Genomic DNA, 17084 nt, shown 5'->3' with positions numbered 1-17084 from the left:
CGCAATGTTACCGAATAAAAAAAATAGCGAAGCTCTGGAAAATTTCTCCGAGCAACTGGAAATTGAAGGCCGCAGTTTGTGGCAGGATGCACGTCGTCGTTTTATCCATAATAAGGCGGCAATTACGAGTTTATGTATCCTGTTTTTGATTACGTTATTTGTGATTTTTGCACCAATGCTGTCTCAATTTGCTTACGATGACACAGATTGGAACATGATGACAATGCCACCGGATTTTGAATCCGGCCACTATTTGGGTACCGATTCATCAGGTCGTGATTTATTGGTGCGTGTTGCCATTGGTGGGCGTATTTCTCTGATGGTTGGGATTGCCGCAGCCTTGATAGCGGTACTCTTTGGTACCCTGTATGGTGCGATGTCAGGTTATCTGGGCGGCAAAATCGACATGGTCATGATGCGTCTGTTGGAAATTCTCAATTCCTTCCCATTCATGTTCTTCGTTATTCTTCTGGTGACCTTCTTCGGCCAAAACATCCTGCTGATTTTCGTTGCGATAGGCATGGTATCGTGGCTGGATATGGCGCGTATTGTCCGTGGTCAGACACTGAGCTTAAAACGTAAGGAATTTATCGAAGCAGCTTTAGTAGGGGGAGTTTCTACCCGCCATATTGTACTGCGTCATATTGTGCCAAACGTTTTGGGTGTTGTAGTGGTTTATGCCTCATTACTCGTACCAAGCATGATTTTGTTTGAATCTTTCTTGAGTTTCCTTGGATTGGGAACCCAAGAACCACTCAGCAGTTGGGGGGCTTTGTTAAGTGATGGAGCCAACTCAATGGAAGTGGCTCCGTGGTTGCTGTTGTTTCCGGCGGGCTTTCTGGTAATGACCCTATTTTGTTTTAACTTTATTGGCGACGGCCTGCGAGATGCCCTCGATCCAAAAGACCGTTAAGGAGAGCCTATGAACAGCGTAGAAACTTCAAAGAAAGCTGAATTACTCTTAAGAGTAAAAGACTTAAATGTGGCATTCAGCACTCCTGATGGCGATGTCACTGCCGTGAATAAACTGAATTTTGATTTACATGCGGGTGAAACTCTGGGGATTGTAGGGGAATCTGGCTCCGGTAAATCTCAAACAGCATTCGCCTTGATGGGATTATTGGCCAGCAATGGTTCGGTTAGTGGCTCTGCCCATTTTAATGGAAGAGAAATTCTCAACCTGAAAGAAAAAGAGTTAAACCGAATGCGGGCTGAAGAAATATCGATGATATTTCAGGATCCGATGACTTCCCTTAATCCTTATATGCGAGTGGGTGAGCAACTTACGGAAGTATTGATGCTGCATAAGAATATGGGGAAAAGTGAAGCTTTTGAAGAATCCATCCGCATGTTGGATGCTGTCAAAATGCCAGAAGCACGTGAACGTATGAACATGTTTCCGCACGAATTTTCTGGCGGTATGCGTCAACGTGTCATGATTGCGATGGCTCTATTATGCCAACCCAAATTGCTGATCGCGGATGAGCCGACAACCGCACTGGACGTGACCGTTCAGGCTCAGATTATGACATTGCTCAATGAGTTAAAACGCGAATTCAATACTGCCATTATCATGATTACCCATGATTTGGGGGTAGTGGCAGGTATCTGTGACAAGGTATTGGTCATGTACGCGGGAAGAACGATGGAATATGGTACGGCGCGGGATGTGTTTTATCATCCTTCTCATCCTTACAGCATCGGATTATTAAATGCTGTACCGCGCTTGGATGGCGATGAAGAAACATTAATAACAATTCAAGGTAACCCACCTAATTTACTGCGTTTGCCGAAAGGATGTCCGTTCCAGCCCCGTTGCCAGTTTGCTATTGAGTGTTGTGCTCATGAGGAACCGCAATTGGAAAAATTTGGCCTTGGGCGCTTGCGTGCCTGCTTTAGACGCCAGGAGGAATTAGTATGAGCACAATAGCTGAAAAACGTGTTCTGTTGGAAGTCGATGATCTTAAAGTTTACTTTGATATCAAAGATGGAAAACAGTGGTTCTGGCAACCGGCGAAAACCTTAAAAGCCGTCGATGGCGTTACGTTGAGGCTATACGAAGGTGAAACGCTGGGTGTGGTGGGAGAGTCCGGTTGCGGAAAATCAACATTTGCCAGAGCAATAATTGGGTTAGTCAAGGCTTCTGGGGGATCGGTTACTTGGCTTGGGCAGAACTTACTGGAAGTCAACGACAAACAGTGGAAGGATATTCGTAACGATATCCAAATGATTTTCCAAGATCCTCTGGCGTCATTAAATCCTCGTATGACCATTGGCGATATTATTGCCGAGCCATTGAGGACGTATCACCCCAAAATGAAGACCGAGGAAATAAAAGAGAAAGTTAAAAAGATGATGATGCGGGTAGGGTTATTGCCTAACCTGATAAACCGTTATCCTCATGAATTTTCCGGCGGGCAATGTCAGCGTATCGGAATTGCACGTGCTTTGATTCTGGAACCCAAATTAGTTATTTGTGATGAACCTGTGTCTGCGCTGGATGTTTCCATTCAGGCTCAGGTTGTTAACTTGTTGCAAGAACTACAGCGGGAAATGGGGCTTTCCCTGATATTTATTGCCCATGACTTGTCAATCGTGAAACATATCTCAGATCGTGTTTTGGTCATGTATTTAGGGAATGCAGTGGAATTGGGGACTTATGATGAGGTTTATCATAACCCATTGCATCCTTATACACGTGCACTTATGTCAGCGGTACCCATTCCGGATCCGGACAAAGAGCGTGATAAACGTATTGAATTACTCGAAGGAGAGTTGCCTTCGCCCATTAATCCACCGTCAGGATGTGTATTTCGCACCCGTTGCCCGATGGCTGATGCAGAATGTGCCAAAACTCGTCCTTTGTTGGAAGGCAGCTTTAAACATGCTGTCTCTTGCCTGAAAGTTGACCCTCTGTAAGTGTCTCTCATCGGGAAAATAAACGTGACGCTGTCACAAATATAAACTTAATCCCCCTTTATAAAATAAGGGGGATTTTTAATATTCTCATTTTTCTTTCCATAGAATATGGTAAATGGGATGAGATTTTTCCCGGCAGATCAAGACGCGAGCGAAGATATCGTCAATTTCGGCATCGTCAGACTCGGCCAACCCAATGATGACTTCGGAAAAAAAATTCGGATCTAAATCAAAATCAACATATTTAGGCCACACCTCAGAAAGTTCTAATAATTCTGCGCCGCCTCGTTCCTCGAACTGCAAATTAAATAATAGGCTGTCAGCCGGATCAAGATTATCAAGTGCTTGCTCTAGAAAAAGGTCATAGGCTTTTTCCAGCGCTTCATCTTCCGTCATGCGGTTGTTTAAATCCAATTGCATAGTATGTGTCGGTTGGTTTTCCATAATGGGATTATCCAAAATTAATAACAAAGTGAAATATGTTTTATCAGTCAGCTATATTCATCATGGTAGTTAGGTGATAAATATAATGGCTTGATTTTAAATGGAAGTTTTTCATCTTTTGTTTTCTGTCATCAGTAATGACAAGCATTCAACGGGTGTCATCGAAAACAAGGGGAAGATTATATTCTAATTTGGATATTGCTGGAACGGCACAGGGGATCAGAGAGCGATCGGCACCAATCCAGCAACTCGTTTAAAAGAAGCTCAGGGCTAGGTGATTTTTTATCGTGAGAGCTGGGGGAACACCATCGCCCTAAAATCGTTAAACCTATTCTTTATCGATTATCCTGCAAAAATTCAGTTTTAACGTAAGTCATAACAGAGGACTGAAGAAATAACAGACACGTTCAAGGACACGGTGCCATACGGGGCGTTTGTCCCATTGATTGTGTACCAGCAGCGTTGAACGCATAATGTAGTCTTGTTGGACGAGCGTTAAATCATTACCAAAGAGTTCATCATCGATCACTACGGTAATTTCAAAATTAAGCCACAGACTGCGCATATCTAAATTAACAGAACCAACCATGCTGAGTTGCCCATCAACCAAAACACTTTTGGTATGCAGCAGGCCATCTTCAAAAAGATAAATTTTTACGCCGGCTTCCAATAATTCAGTAAAGAATGCTCGACTGGCCCAACGAACAAGAAATGAATTGTTCTGGCTTGGAATAACAATGCTGACATCTACGCCACGCATGGCTGCCGTACAGATTGCGTGCATTAAATCATCACTGGGGACAAAGTAAGGCGTAGTAAGAATAAGTTGCTTGCGGGCGGAAAAAATAGCCGTCATTAGCGATTGCTGGATTAATTCATCAGGGAATCCCGGCCCGGAAGCAATGACTTGGGCGGTATGCCCGCTGGCTTGTTCAAAAGGCATAACAATGTTGTCTGGAGGAGGGGGAAGATGGCGTTTCCCGGTTTCCATTTCCCAATCGAACGCATAAATAATCCCCAGAATTGTGGTAACAGGGCCTTCCATTCTTACCATGATATCGACCCATTGCCCAACCCCCGCATTTTGCTTAAAAAAACGAGGGTCAACCATATTCATACTGCCGGTGTATGAAATATGATTATCGACCAAAATAATTTTTCTATGTTGACGTAAATCCATGCGACGCAGGAATAGACGGAAAATATTTACTTTCAGCGATTCGACAAATTCAATCCCTGCTTTACGCATAATATCAGGGTAAGGGCTGCGGAAAAATTGCCAGCTTCCTGCTGAATCCACCATGATCCGACATTTAACCCCGCGCTTGGCAGCCCGCATCAGAGCATCAGTTACTTGATCAACCAGCCCACCTGATTGCCATATATAAAAGACCATCTCAACATTGTACTTGGCGTTCTCAATATCGTTGATAATGGCTTTTAATGAATCATCATAGGAGGTCATTAATTGCATTTTATTGCCTTTAACGCCTTTGATTTTCTGGCGATGCTCGCACAATTGGAATAGCGGCGTAGCCACTTCACTATTTTCATTGGCAAATATGAGAGTGGATTTTCTTAACTCGGCAAGCCACTTAACAACAGATGAACGCATTTGCTTGGCTTGTTCAACCCTGCGTTTACCGAGGTGCAATTCACCAAATGACAAATAAGCGACAACTCCCACTAAAGGGATAATGTAAATAATAAGTACCCAAGTCATTGCAGAAGTCACTGGACGGCGTTTCATCAAAACTCGTATAGTGATCCCTGCAATAATCAGCCAATATAAGAAAATCGCCAGCCAGCTCAGTACAGAATAAAAGGTTGTCATACGTGGCAATCAATCCTGTTTATTTAAGTATTTAACACCGTCATTACCACAATTTTCTAGAAATTTTAGCAAACTATCAACCTAATATAAGTTGGGTTGCCAATTAGTTGACATCTTTAAAGGTGGGATTAAGAATAATACACCAGCCTCAATGAGAAAATTAATCAGGGATAACTAATGAAACACAGCAGAAACGAAGTAGGGCGCTGGAGAATGATCCGGCAAAATGTTAGCCGTCGTCGTCGCTGGCTCGAAAGCCAATCGCGGCGTAATTTTCGTATCTATAGATTGCATAAGATAGATTCCTATAAACGCCGCCGGGCGCTTTTGTTTGTCCAGAATTTAGAATGGGTGTAACAAAGTGTGTAGCATGATAAGTATCCGATAAAGTAACGTTATAATTTAGTTAACAAATCAAGGATTGAGAAGTAAAAAGGGTACAGATGTTTTTGAATCATTATTGAATATGATAGTCATTTGCATTTAAACTAATGGCAATCTGAAAACTGACTATTATGCTGCTAATCAAGAATTCACTTATGCGTTGGATACCCTGGCCGATACTATTTTCTATTTGTTTACATATTTCTATTGCTGCGGCGTTTTTCTATGCGATTGACCCCGTAAAGCGACAAGAACCAGCTCCCATGTCTGTCGCTATGATTCAGCTGGCAGCAGAAGCTCCTGCTTCGATGGCTGCTATGCCTGAATCTATACCTGAACCTCCGGCACCAGAGCCTGAACCTATCGCGAAAATAGCCCTGCCTAAGCCTGAAAAAAAACCGGAAGTGAAAAAACGGGAAGAGAAGAAAATCGTTAAAAAAGACTCTAAGCTGATAGAGAAAAAAATAGAAAAAGTATCAGAACAGCCGATGAAACCTGTCTCTGATGAAATGTCTCGGGTTGTGAATAATCTTGGAGAACCGACTCCGTCCCATTTTGCTAAGGATAATGCACCTGCAGTGCAACGTGGACCAAGGGCACTGAGCAGGCCAAATCCTATTTATCCATCCAGAGCACAACAGCTAGGAACTGAAGGGGTGGTAAAAGTGGAGTTTGATATTGATGAAGATGGCCGAGTTAAAAACATCAAAATTCTCTCTGCAACGCCTAAAAATATCTTTGAACGTGAAGTGAAACAAGCCATGAGAAAATGGCGCTATGAGAAAACGGCAGCTACCGGATATATAGCAACTATTGAATTTAGAGTAACCGGTATTTCTCAAAGTTAATTAAGTAAAGAGTCAAGGAACATAGTTTTCCTTGGCTCTGTCATAACTATCTGATTATTTTATGCTATTTCAAGTTCCCTCTTATTGAGCTAATCCTGCTGTTATTCCACTTTCAAACTCAATCAATATTTTTTTAATTAATGTCGAGGTAGTTATGACTTTCCTTTAAAAAAATATATATCTTACTATTCAAAACAGTGTAAAAAGAATCCTTAATCTGGCAATTATATCTCTAAATGGTCAGACAACAGTCAAAGCATTGTGAATGTCGAACTTTATTATTTCTTTCAATTTGCTCTATTTTTTAATAAAAAAAGGAGCGCCATAATAACGCTCCTCTGATTTTCATGAATAATTTTTCGAACACAATATTATTCTGAATCACTGCCTTCTAGCTTGAAATGTCTTTTCCCTTCGGGCAAAGGGCGCGAAGAGTTGTTTTCATCAACGGCAACATAAGTGAAAACCGCATCTGTTGCACGATAACGCTGCCCAACGGGTTCGGATGCCACTTTTTTCACCCAAACCTCAATATGAATGGTGATTGATGAATTACCCGTTTTGAGACAACGGGCATAACAGCATACGACGTCACCTACCGCAACTGGTTTCAGAAAACTGATGCCATTTACGCTAACAGTTACCACGCGCCCCAGTGCAATCTCTTTTGCCAGAATTGCGCCGCCAATATCCATTTGAGACATCAGCCAGCCACCGAAAATATCCCCATTGGCATTGGTATCAGCGGGCATGGCCAGTGTACGGAGAACCAATTCTCCGTTTGGTAAGGATTGTTGTTGTGTCATTAGAAAACTTGCTTTATTTGGTGAATACAACAATACCTGCCGAATTGTTGGCAGGTATCCATCTGAGGGTCATTATACCTGTTGTCTTTCAAGATGCTGCTTTGTTGGCTACGCTAACTCACCCCAGTCACATAGCTATCTATGTTCCCGGGGATTACTGAGAAGCTCCTGCTTCTCACCAGAAGCCAGCTTTCGGCCGGACAAACTCGTTTCCGACGAACTTGTCATTCTTTTGCCGCCGCGCTGCATCTTAAAATCCAGTGGGTATACATTATTTTTGTTCGCGAGGTAGATGGCGGTAGATATATACCACACTCAACACAGTAAAGACCAGCGTCAATGCAGTTAACCCGAATACTTTAAAGTTAACCCAAACTTCCTGAGGTAGCCAGAAAGCAACATAAATATTTACTAATGCGCAGACTGCAAAAAAGATTGCCCAGGCTGTATTGAGCTTATTCCAGATTAAATCGGGCAATTCTAGCTCTTTGCCCAACATTTTCTGGATAAGTGGTTTTTTCATAACCCATTGGCTGATGATCAGAACAAGAGCAAAAATGGCATAAATAACAGTGACCTTCCATTTAATGAACAAATCACTGTGAAAAGCCAGAGTCAGCGTCCCGAAGACTGCGACCATGGCAAAGGTAATTAAAGAAGATTTTTCTACTTTGCGGTAGAGCAAATAAGTAATAACAACCGCCAATCCGGTAGCCGCAATCAATGCGCCGGAAGCATAAAAAATGTCGTACATCTTGTAAACGATGAAAAAAACGACTAAAGGCAAAAAGTCTAAAAGTTGTTTCATAAATTGAACCCATAGTGATGCCAATAATGGCATGTTCTTGAATTTGTGCCAGAGTGTATCAGATATCAGTGAAATGGTTTATTTTTCGGAAAAAACATTTTTCACTTGTTTCCCATGTTGGGCGGATTTTAACCAGAAATGAGGTACTTGTGAGTTTCTCTTTAACACAGCATTATAGTAGGTTGTTTTTTACGAAAGGGCATAAAGGTCATGTTGTGGAAAAGATTGCATCGTTGGATGCCGGGTTTGGAAAATCTTTGTCATTATCGTAAAGAATATTTTAGCCATGATATGCGGGCAGGCCTCTCTGTTGCTGCGGTTGCATTGCCGGTGGCCATTGCTTATGCGGAGTTAATGGGCATTAGTGCCATTATCGGTTTGTATGCCTGTATTTTACCCATGATTGCCTATGCATTGTTCGGGACTTCCCGCCAGTTGATTGTTGGGCCAGATGCAGCAACTTGCGCCGTTATTGCTGCGGCGGTAACACCACTGGCCTTAGGAAATGAACACGTTCGTTGGCAGCTTGCTATTGTTATGACATTAATGACAGGGTTCTGGTGCATTTTAGCCAGCCATTTTCGGTTAGGCGCTTTTGCCGATTTTTTGTCTCGTCCTATTTTGAAAGGCTTTATCAATGGGGTTGCCATTACCATTATGGCAGACCAGATTGCAAAAGTTTTTGGGATCTCAGGCCTGCCAGTTGAATTGATTGAACGGTTGATTGCGGTTCCCTATAAATTACTGGGTGCTCATTGGCCAACGGTGGGCATGTCAGTTCTCACATTGCTGGTATTGATCATTGTCCGTTTTATCCGACCCAATTGGCCGGCTCCTCTGATAGCAATGATTGTAACAACTTACGTCAGCTGGCAATTTGAGCTTGACCAATATGGCGTTCAGATTGTTGGCGATATGGGCAAGGGCTTGCCCATTGTTCCAATGCCAGAATTTGAATTGGGTGTCATACGTGATTTAGTTGTTCCTTCCATTAACCTTGCGGTGATAAGTTTTGTCAGCTTTATGATGACAGCTCGTAGCTTTGCCAGCAAAAATGGCTATCAGGTCGATTCTGACTTAGAACTCAGGGCATTGGGTATTGCCAATATTGCCGCATCCTTATCGCAAGGATTTGCTGTCAGTGCGGCTGGCAGTCGCACCGCAGTCAATGATTCACTTGGCGGAAAAACCCAAATGGTGTCAATCATCGCGGCGGGTTCCATTCTGTTGGTGTTGTTATTTATGACAACCTTTCTGACACACATCCCTCTGTCATCGCTGGGCGTTGTTTTAATATTTTCCTCATGGTCACTTTTGGGATTAAAAAATATCTGGGCATACCGGAAACGCAATCGTCAGGCTTTTACGCTTTCTATTTTTACTTTCATTGCGGTTTTGCTGGTGGGTGTCATTGATGGCATTGGTTTTGCCGTTTTGCTAGGGTTGTTGCAATTCTTGCGAATTATATTCCGTCCTTCAGATCAATTGCTGGGGGTAAACGACCAAGGCATGGTGCGCTCCATTCACCAAGATAATGAGATTAAACCCGTGGATGGCATCATGATGTACCGTTTTAACTCCCCACTGACCTATTTTAACGCCGGATACTTTAAAAAACGGGTATTACAGCATGTAGGCAGTGCCCCAATTCATCCGTCATGGCTGGTGGTGGATGCTACTGTCAGTTTTACTTATGATGATGTCAGTGTTTTTGCGGCCTTAGATGAATTGATTACTGAACTGAAAGAAAAAGGCGTCACTCTGGTATTGGCCGGACGCAGGACAGAGCTGAAGTATTGGATCAAGCAAAACAAACTCAGCCGCAGTGATGAAGATCTGATAGTTGTGCCAGATCTCTATTTTGCCATTCGTCTGATACAAAGTAAGCAACACATAGCGGAAAAGGAGAGGGAAGAAATGAGTTCGTAATTCACCCCCTACACAGAGATACGGAGGTGAATTATCTTGTTGAGTTTGGGTTTTATTTTGTACCGTTTTGCGGCCTAACCAACATGTACAGGCGGAACAGATAAATCAACAGCAGTGCTGACAATAAATTATTTAATATTGACGAGAGCACGTAAGGGGCTTTTGTTAGCAAAAGCTCCAATATCAACTTGGTAGCAAGCCACAATAACATGGCAGGAATTAGCAGCCGCATGTTACTGAATGCCAGTTTCCAGCTATCCTGCATGGCAGAAAAGATACCCTTGCCTTTGTCGAACAAGAAAATAGGGGCAAGTGCGAATGCGATAGAAAAGAGTATCCCAGGCAATAACATCAAAACATAGCCAATCTGAATCAACAGGGTGCAGATAAACATTAGCAAAAACATTTTAGGCAATAGTGTGATTGATAATGTGCTGGCGTGAATGGCATTGGTTTGCTGGCCATTGGAAACCGCATTAATGAGAACCAACACACTGGCAGCCAGTAAGGTATTGCCGAAAATGTTGGTGAATAAGATCCCGAATGCTGTGCGTAAAAACATCATTTGCTGCTCAGGTGTCAACTGCTCCACAAAATCTTTGACGCCTGTGTTGCCGGATTCTTTGAAGGCATCTTGTATCCCAATTAATAAATTGAGTTGCTCACCATTCGGCATCAGAAGATGCTCAAGCAGTGTTGTTACCAACGCGGCCAAGACAGCGAGTATGACAATATTCAACAGTTGGTTCTTCAAAAAGTTGATGCTGTCACGATACAGGGTATTTGCCGTGATGGGCATGAAAGTGGCTCCTATCAAATAAACAACGATAATGTTCAATTGTACCCTGTTAGGGGGATTATTGGATACCTCAGATTTACTTTCTTGTCGCACCCCGTGAGCAGGTATTGAAGGGCAGGGAAAAATTATCTTTGTTGGCTAACCGTATTGATATTTTATCAAAATGATAAAAATATTAATTTTATGTTATCAGCTGCTATGTAAGTTAAGGATGTCAAATAATATATTGCAACAGGATACTCCTGTTATTAAATAGCTGTAATAACCAAAAATTGATATAAAAACATGAATGAAAATCTATAATAAAAGTAATAGTAAGCTAATCTTGATTTGGATCAATTTAAAATATCCATCAGATGAAATAATAAAACTACAGATACCTTATTTTCTAAAAATCTTTAAAAGATGTGATCTGTCTTAGATCATAACAGTAAACAAACGGGTATATTTCTGACAGTTTTAAAACCACACAAATGGGATGGATAATGAAAAAGATTTCTGCGCTCGTATTGGCTGCGGCTACGTTAGCTCCGTCATTGACCTTTGCTCATGAAGCGGGTGATTTCTTGTTCCGTGCAGGCACAGCAACGGTAAGACCAAATGCAGGTTCTGATAATGTATTAGGTTTGGGATCTTTTGATGTCAATAATAATACTCAGTTGGGTTTAACTTTTGGTTATATGATAACCGATAATATTGGTGTTGAATTATTGGCAGCAACTCCTTTCCAGCACAAAGTAAGTTTACCGGGTGCGGGTGAAATCGCCGAGGTTAAACATCTACCACCAACGCTAATGGCACAATATTATTTTGGTGCGTCAGAAAATAAATTACGTCCTTATATTGGTATGGGTGTTAACTACACAACTTTCTTCAGCGAAAAATTTAATAATAATGCCACAGTACAAGCCGCTAATTTAAATAGTTTGGATCTGAAAGATTCTTGGGGAGTCGCGGGTCAGGTTGGTATGGATTATCAATTAGATAAAAACTGGATGTTGAATACTTCACTGTGGTGGATGAATATCGAAACTGACGTGAAATTTAAAGTGGGTGATGAGCAGAAGAAATATAAGACTCGTCTCGACCCATGGGTCTTTATGTTTAGCGTAGGTTACAGTTTCTAATTTTGTTTGAGTGGACGATTGAAATTTAAACAAAAGTAGGAAAGTAGTAAAAACAAGCGACGTGTGTGTTTGACATAAGAGAGAACCAATGGGGCTTAATCAGCCCCATTTTTCAATTTTAGGTTTTACCGAAGCTTGATGGAATTAATGACCGAGTTAACCCCTTTGATTTCTCTGGCTACCTGTATTGCCTGTTTAATCTCTTCAGGAGAATTAACAAAACCGCTTAGTTGTACACGTCCTTTAAAGGTCTCAACATTGATTTCATTGGATTTCAAACCCTTGGTTGCCAGCAAGGCAGATTTTACTTTTGTGGTGATCACGGTATCGTCAATATAACCTCCTGTGCCTTCTGTTGTGGTCGTTGGGGCACAGGCAGATATCGCCATTGCCATTATGATTGCGACGAAAAATGCAGAGATTTTTTGTAGTTGTTTCATAATGATACTCCATTGATGTCAAGGAAAACGTCTGATTGGTAAAAGTGATCTTTTGTTTTTCATGAAATGGCAGTTGATTTTCATGAGCTTGATTTACATGAAATTGGTGTGTCATGAAATTTGTTAGAACTGCAAACATCAGTATTGTTGAGAACAATGGAAGCAGCAAACAGCGGAGTCATATTTATAATTTTCCCTGCCTGTTTGTGGAGGAAATGTTATCCCCGTCATCTTTCAAGTTGCTGCCCTGATGCAATTTGAAATCCAATGGGGATAATTTCATCGAAGGGAAATTATGGCTGGATCTTCATCGAGTGGCTTCCTTCATATTACGAACAAAAGCCATGAGTTTTTCTTGCATAACGGCGGGTTGATCCAAATTACCTTCAATAATTTTTACAATGGCAGAACCCGAAATTGCCCCTTTAGCACCACTATTGAGGGCGTTCTTGACTTGCATTGGCTCGGAAATACCAAAGCCCTGTAGAGCAGGGGCGGCATGATATTCTTTGAGTTTATTAATAATATGGTTCAATGGCAGGGTTGCCTGATTCTCACTTCCTGTTACGCCCGCCCTCGACAGCAGATAAGTATATCCACGCCCGAATGAGGCGATCTCACGCAGTAGAGCGTCATCAGCATTGGGGGGACAAATAAATATCGGGGCAATGTCATATTTCATGGCGGCAGAACGGAAAGGGGATGATTCAGATAGCGGTACATCGGCTACCAACACGGAATCTACACCCGCTTCTTTGCAGCGACGGTAAAAATCATCGATCCCATTGTGGAAGACCAGATTGGCGTAAACCAGCAAGCCAATGGGAATTTCAGGATGTTGTTTCCGGATTTTGGCCAGTAACTCAAAGCATGTCGCCGATGTCACCTTGGAGGATAACGCCCGTAAATTCGCATTTTGAATGGTGGGGCCATCGGCAAGGGGATCTGAAAACGGAAAACCCAATTCGAGTGCATCCGCTCCACCGGAAATCAATGAATTGATAATTTCCAGTGACAATTCAGGGTTTGGATCACCTAAGGTGACAAAAGGAACAAAAGCACCTTGATTATGGTTTTCTAGTTTCTTGAAAAGTTGCTCATAACGTTCCATCAGATTGCTCCCCGGGATTTTAAAATATCGTGAACGGTAAAGATGTCTTTGTCGCCACGGCCAGATAGATTGACAATTAACAACTGTTCCTTATCTGGAGCCTGATGGATCATTTTCAACGCATAAGCCAGTGCATGGGACGACTCTAAGGCAGGAATAATCCCTTCATTGCGGGACAGCTCCTGAAAAGCAGCAAGGGCTTCTTCATCGGTGATAGAGACATAATCAGCTCTGCCAATGCTATTTAAATAAGCATGCTGGGGGCCTACGGACGGGAAATCCAATCCCGCTGAAATGGAATAAGACTCTTCAATCTGCCCGTCTTCTGTTTGCATGATTGGGGCTTTCATCCCAAAGTAAATTCCTAATTTGCCATGCTTCAATGGAGCACCATGCTCCCCGGTTTCGATACCGTGGCCGGCTGGTTCAACACCGATCAAGCGGACTTTATTTTCAGGAATAAAATCAGCAAACAAGCCAATGGCATTGGAGCCGCCGCCGACACAGGCAATAACCGCATCAGGCAAACGTCCTTCTTTTTCCAAAATTTGTGCTTTGGCTTCCTCGCCAATCATGCGCTGGAATTCCCGCACCATTGTTGGATATGGATGGGGGCCGGCTGCGGTTCCTAGCAGATAATGCGCTTTGTCATAACAGCCAGACCAGTCACGCATGGCTTCATTGCACGCATCTTTCAACGTAGCGGAGCCACTGTGAACCGGGATCACCTCTGCACCCATCAGGCGCATGCGAAAGACATTGGGTGACTGGCGCTCAATATCCTTTGCCCCCATGTAAATACGGCATTTCAGGTTCAACAGCGCACATGCCAAGGCAGTTGCCACACCATGTTGGCCTGCACCAGTCTCGGCAATGATTTCAGTTTTTCCCATGCGTTTTGCCAGCAACGCTTGCCCCAATACTTGATTGGTTTTGTGGGCTCCGCCGTGGAGCAAATCTTCCCGTTTCAGGTACAGGCGCGTTTTCGTACCCTTAGTGAGATTTTGACACAAGGTTAAGGCGGTAGGCCGGCCTGCATAGTTTTTCAACAAATCCAGAAAATCACGCTGAAACTCAGGATCTTGTTGCGCATCTATGAAGGCACTTTCTAACTGATTGAGCGCAGGGATCAAAATCTGAGGAACGAATTGACCACCAAAATCGCCAAAATACGGGTTCAATTTACTCATTATTCTATTCATCCACTTTCTGTCTGAAAAATTAGTGATAACAGCGTAATTGTTGAAATAATTGTTTTATTTTGTGTTTGCTTTTGATGCCTGGAGAAGTTTCGATACCAGAATTAAAATCTAACCCATGGCAGTTGAGCGCGGCTGCTTGCCGGCAGTTTTCAACATTCAGCCCTCCAGCCAATATGCTGTTGTGCTGGAGTTGTGGGGCAATTAATTGCCAATCAAATGGCTTACCTGTTCCACCGGAGCCATTATCCAGTAAGAAATGATCAACATTAGGTATGTCGGAGGTCGCTTCTGTCACCTTGGACATATCAATGGCTTTCCAGATTTCGCAATGTTCAGGTAATACAGGGCGTAATGTATTGATGTAGTTTTCATCTTCACTTCCATGTAATTGCACCGCACTTAATGAAAGTGTACGGGCAATCTCACTGACAAAATCAACCGACTGATCTTGAAACACCCCGACATATTGTAAAGAGGCTTCATTAATGATTTGTTGTGCTTTTTGCAGGTTAATTTTGCGTGGGGATTTTTCAGCGAAAATTAAACCACCGTAAACGGCTCCTTGCTGCAATGCAGATTTGGCGTCTTGGGGACGGGTTAATCCACAAACCTTGTTATTGCCCAAAATCAAGCGACGCAAAGCCAGATCGATATTGGGTTGAGCCATTAAAGCACTGCCAATTAAAAAACCGTGAGCATATTGGCTTAATTCACGGACTTGGTGGTGCTGGTGGATGCCCGATTCGCTGATAATAATGGTGCCTTCAGGTAAACCCGCAGCCAGTTTGCGTGTACGTTCTAAATCGATGGACAAATCCCGCAGATCCCGGTTATTGATTCCAACAACTTTAGCTCCCAATGCAATTGCCCGTTGCCGTTCATCCTCATTACTGACTTCAGTTAGAACTCCCATATCAAGACGGTGTGCCAGCGCCGATAATTCACGATATGTGTCATCATCAAGCACAGATAACATAAGTAAAATAGCATCAGCCTGATAGTAACGGGCAAGATAAACCTGATAGGCATCAATAATAAAATCTTTGCATAAAACAGGCTGGTGCACGGCAGCGCTGACCATCTTGAGAAAATCATAACTGCCCTGAAAGTATTTTTCATCAGTCAAAACAGAAATTGCAGCCGCATAAGGCTGATATGTTTTAGCAATGCGAACAGGATCGAAATCTTCACGGATTAACCCTTTTGACGGCGACGCTTTTTTGCATTCCAGAATAAAAACGGTTTTATCTTGGGTTAATGCCTGATAAAACTGACGTTGGCTCGGCACAATGGAATCAATGAAATTTTCCAGCGGCTGCTCTGCTTTACGGTTGAGCAGATATTCTGCTTTATCATCAACAATTCTCTGCAATACACTTTTCTGTGAGACGTCAGTTTTCATGCTTTAATCCTTGTCGCTAGTGCAGTCACTTTTTCATAAGGTTGACCGCTGTAAATAGTATCGAGTGCTAATTGTGTGTTTTCCCGTAGATTCTCTTGCCCGTGGATTTTCATCAAGAGAGCGACATTGGCCGCTACAGCATCAGCATGGGCTTTTTGTCCACGCCCTTGCAATAGTTTCGTCAACATAGCGCAATTTTCTTCTGGGGTTCCACCTTTTAATGAAGAAGGATGATGATTCGGTAAGCCAAAATCGGCTGCCGTTAACTGATATTGGTTAATTTCACCATGATTCAATTCTGCAATATGAATTGGAGCATGCAAAGCCACTTCATCCATCCCGCCGCTGTGCACAACCGCTGCCCTTTGATAACCCAATGACTGTAAGGTTCGGGCGATGGGTTCCACCAATTCAGGGCTGTAAACCCCAATCAGTGACAGTGGGGGACGAGCTGGATTAATTAATGGGCCAAGTACATTGAATAAGGTTCGGGTTTTTAGCTGTTGGCGAACTTGTGCGGCATGGCGAAAACCGTGGTGATATTGAGGCGCGAATAAAAAGCAAACGCCAATATCGTCCAAAGCCTTGCGTGAGTCTTCGGCAGAGGTATCCAGCGCAATGCCAAATGCAGCCAGCACATCAGATGAACCGGAACGGCTGGAAATACTGCGATTCCCATGTTTTGCCACTTTAAAACCACAGGCGGCGGCAACAAAGGCGCTGGCGGTTGAAATATTGATGCTATTGGAGCCATCTCCCCCGGTTCCGACGATATCGCAAAATAGGTAGTCAGGGCGGGGAAAGGGAGCCGCATTTGCCAGAAATGCCTGAGCTGCGCCCGCAATTTCTTGGGGTTGTTCACCACGCAGTTTTAAGCTAATCAATACAGCGGATAATTGAACATCGTTCAACTCGCCATGAATCATGGCGTCGAATAATCGCTGGCTTTCTTGTTGTGTCAATGCTTGGGCATTGAATAATTTGTCAAAAATCAACTGCATTTTCCCGTTCCTTCCTGTCTGATACTTTTA

Annotated in this window: 18 protein-coding genes; 8 read left to right on the top strand and 10 right to left on the bottom strand. The window is 42.9% G+C overall.

Features of this window, described 5'->3' with window-relative positions:
- Positions 1-4: 4 nt before the first annotated feature.
- Genes oppC through oppF form a run of 3 tightly spaced genes read left to right on the top strand, consistent with a single transcriptional unit; the run spans position 5 to position 2919 of the window.
- Entirely contained in the window at positions 5-913 is a 909-nt protein-coding gene (gene oppC, locus BM100_RS06040) for an oligopeptide ABC transporter permease OppC (protein ID WP_092508937.1), read from the top strand.
- A gap of 9 nt (positions 914-922) precedes the next feature.
- Entirely contained in the window at positions 923-1921 is a 999-nt protein-coding gene (gene oppD / locus BM100_RS06035) for an ABC transporter ATP-binding protein (protein ID WP_092508935.1), read from the top strand.
- Entirely contained in the window at positions 1918-2919 is a 1002-nt protein-coding gene (gene oppF, locus BM100_RS06030) for a murein tripeptide/oligopeptide ABC transporter ATP binding protein OppF (protein ID WP_092508933.1), read from the top strand. The genes oppD and oppF overlap by 4 nt, the downstream gene beginning before the upstream one ends.
- 87 nt (positions 2920-3006) lie before the next feature.
- On the opposite strand, the gene BM100_RS06025 is transcribed toward oppF, so the two are convergent.
- Positions 3007-3333 (bottom strand): HI1450 family dsDNA-mimic protein, encoded by a 327-nt coding sequence (locus BM100_RS06025; protein ID WP_244590586.1) that lies wholly within the window; start codon positions 3331-3333, stop codon positions 3007-3009.
- A gap of 403 nt (positions 3334-3736) precedes the next feature.
- Positions 3737-5197, bottom strand: a complete 1461-nt coding sequence (gene cls / locus BM100_RS06020; protein ID WP_092508929.1) for a cardiolipin synthase — start codon at positions 5195-5197, stop codon at positions 3737-3739.
- 177 nt (positions 5198-5374) lie between these two features.
- Here cls and BM100_RS06015 point away from each other — a divergent pair, with 177 nt between their 5' ends.
- Together BM100_RS06015 and tonB are read left to right on the top strand one after the other, a co-directional pair.
- The gene (locus BM100_RS06015) at positions 5375-5554 is read left to right on the top strand and encodes a YciY family protein (RefSeq protein WP_092508927.1); all 180 of its coding nucleotides are present in this window, start codon (positions 5375-5377) and stop codon (positions 5552-5554) included.
- Positions 5555-5712: 158 nt separating this feature from the next.
- The gene (gene tonB / locus BM100_RS06010; protein ID WP_092508925.1) at positions 5713-6429 is read left to right on the top strand and encodes a TonB system transport protein TonB; all 717 of its coding nucleotides are present in this window, start codon (positions 5713-5715) and stop codon (positions 6427-6429) included.
- Between the two features lie 371 nt (positions 6430-6800).
- Here tonB and yciA read toward each other — a convergent pair whose 3' ends face one another.
- A complete protein-coding gene (yciA, locus tag BM100_RS06005; protein WP_092508923.1) occupies positions 6801-7235 on the bottom strand; it encodes an acyl-CoA thioester hydrolase YciA in 435 nt (144 codons plus the stop codon).
- On the opposite strand from yciA, the gene BM100_RS22970 reads away from it, so the two are divergent.
- On the top strand, positions 7229-7396 hold the full coding sequence (locus tag BM100_RS22970; protein ID WP_169924666.1) for a hypothetical protein: 168 nt from the start codon (positions 7229-7231) through the stop codon (positions 7394-7396). The two genes, yciA and BM100_RS22970, sit on opposite strands and share 7 nt — an antisense overlap.
- Positions 7397-7506: 110 nt before the next feature.
- Here BM100_RS22970 and BM100_RS06000 read toward each other — a convergent pair whose 3' ends face one another.
- The gene (locus BM100_RS06000) at positions 7507-8043 is read right to left on the bottom strand and encodes a septation protein A (protein ID WP_092508921.1); all 537 of its coding nucleotides are present in this window, start codon (positions 8041-8043) and stop codon (positions 7507-7509) included.
- Between the two features lie 210 nt (positions 8044-8253).
- Here BM100_RS06000 and BM100_RS05995 point away from each other — a divergent pair, with 210 nt between their 5' ends.
- Complete coding sequence (locus BM100_RS05995; RefSeq protein WP_092508919.1) at positions 8254-9972, top strand: SulP family inorganic anion transporter; 1719 nt, start codon at positions 8254-8256, stop codon at positions 9970-9972.
- A gap of 52 nt (positions 9973-10024) precedes the next feature.
- On the opposite strand, the gene BM100_RS05990 is transcribed toward BM100_RS05995, so the two are convergent.
- Complete coding sequence (locus BM100_RS05990) at positions 10025-10771, bottom strand: YciC family protein (RefSeq protein ID WP_092508917.1); 747 nt, start codon at positions 10769-10771, stop codon at positions 10025-10027.
- Between the two features lie 485 nt (positions 10772-11256).
- Between BM100_RS05990 and ompW the strand changes: the two genes are divergently transcribed.
- Positions 11257-11898 carry an outer membrane protein OmpW gene (gene ompW, locus BM100_RS05985; RefSeq protein ID WP_092508915.1) on the top strand — a complete coding sequence of 214 codons (642 nt, stop codon included), beginning with the start codon at positions 11257-11259 and terminating at the stop codon, positions 11896-11898.
- 125 nt (positions 11899-12023) lie between these two features.
- On the opposite strand, the gene BM100_RS05980 is transcribed toward ompW, so the two are convergent.
- From BM100_RS05980 to trpD, 5 genes are all read right to left on the bottom strand, one after another.
- Complete coding sequence (locus BM100_RS05980; protein ID WP_092508913.1) at positions 12024-12338, bottom strand: BON domain-containing protein; 315 nt, start codon at positions 12336-12338, stop codon at positions 12024-12026.
- A gap of 307 nt (positions 12339-12645) precedes the next feature.
- Positions 12646-13449: a tryptophan synthase subunit alpha gene (gene trpA / locus BM100_RS05975; protein ID WP_092508911.1), complete on the bottom strand. Its 804-nt coding sequence runs from the start codon at positions 13447-13449 to the stop codon at positions 12646-12648.
- Positions 13449-14639 (bottom strand): tryptophan synthase subunit beta, encoded by a 1191-nt coding sequence (trpB, locus tag BM100_RS05970; protein WP_092508909.1) that lies wholly within the window; start codon positions 14637-14639, stop codon positions 13449-13451. The genes trpA and trpB overlap by 1 nt, the downstream gene beginning before the upstream one ends.
- Positions 14640-14670: 31 nt before the next feature.
- A complete protein-coding gene (gene trpCF, locus BM100_RS05965; protein WP_092508907.1) occupies positions 14671-16053 on the bottom strand; it encodes a bifunctional indole-3-glycerol-phosphate synthase TrpC/phosphoribosylanthranilate isomerase TrpF in 1383 nt (460 codons plus the stop codon).
- A complete protein-coding gene (gene trpD, locus BM100_RS05960) occupies positions 16050-17054 on the bottom strand; it encodes an anthranilate phosphoribosyltransferase (protein WP_092508905.1) in 1005 nt (334 codons plus the stop codon). Before trpD ends, trpCF begins: the two co-directional genes overlap by 4 nt.
- Positions 17055-17084 lie beyond the last annotated feature (30 nt).

The sequence above is a fragment of the Xenorhabdus mauleonii genome (genome assembly GCF_900113945.1).
GTDB classification, from domain to species: Bacteria; Pseudomonadota; Gammaproteobacteria; order Enterobacterales; family Enterobacteriaceae; genus Xenorhabdus; species Xenorhabdus mauleonii.
The sequence above is the reverse complement of the archived record's forward strand: the minus strand, read 5'-3'. Positions and strand labels throughout refer to the sequence as shown.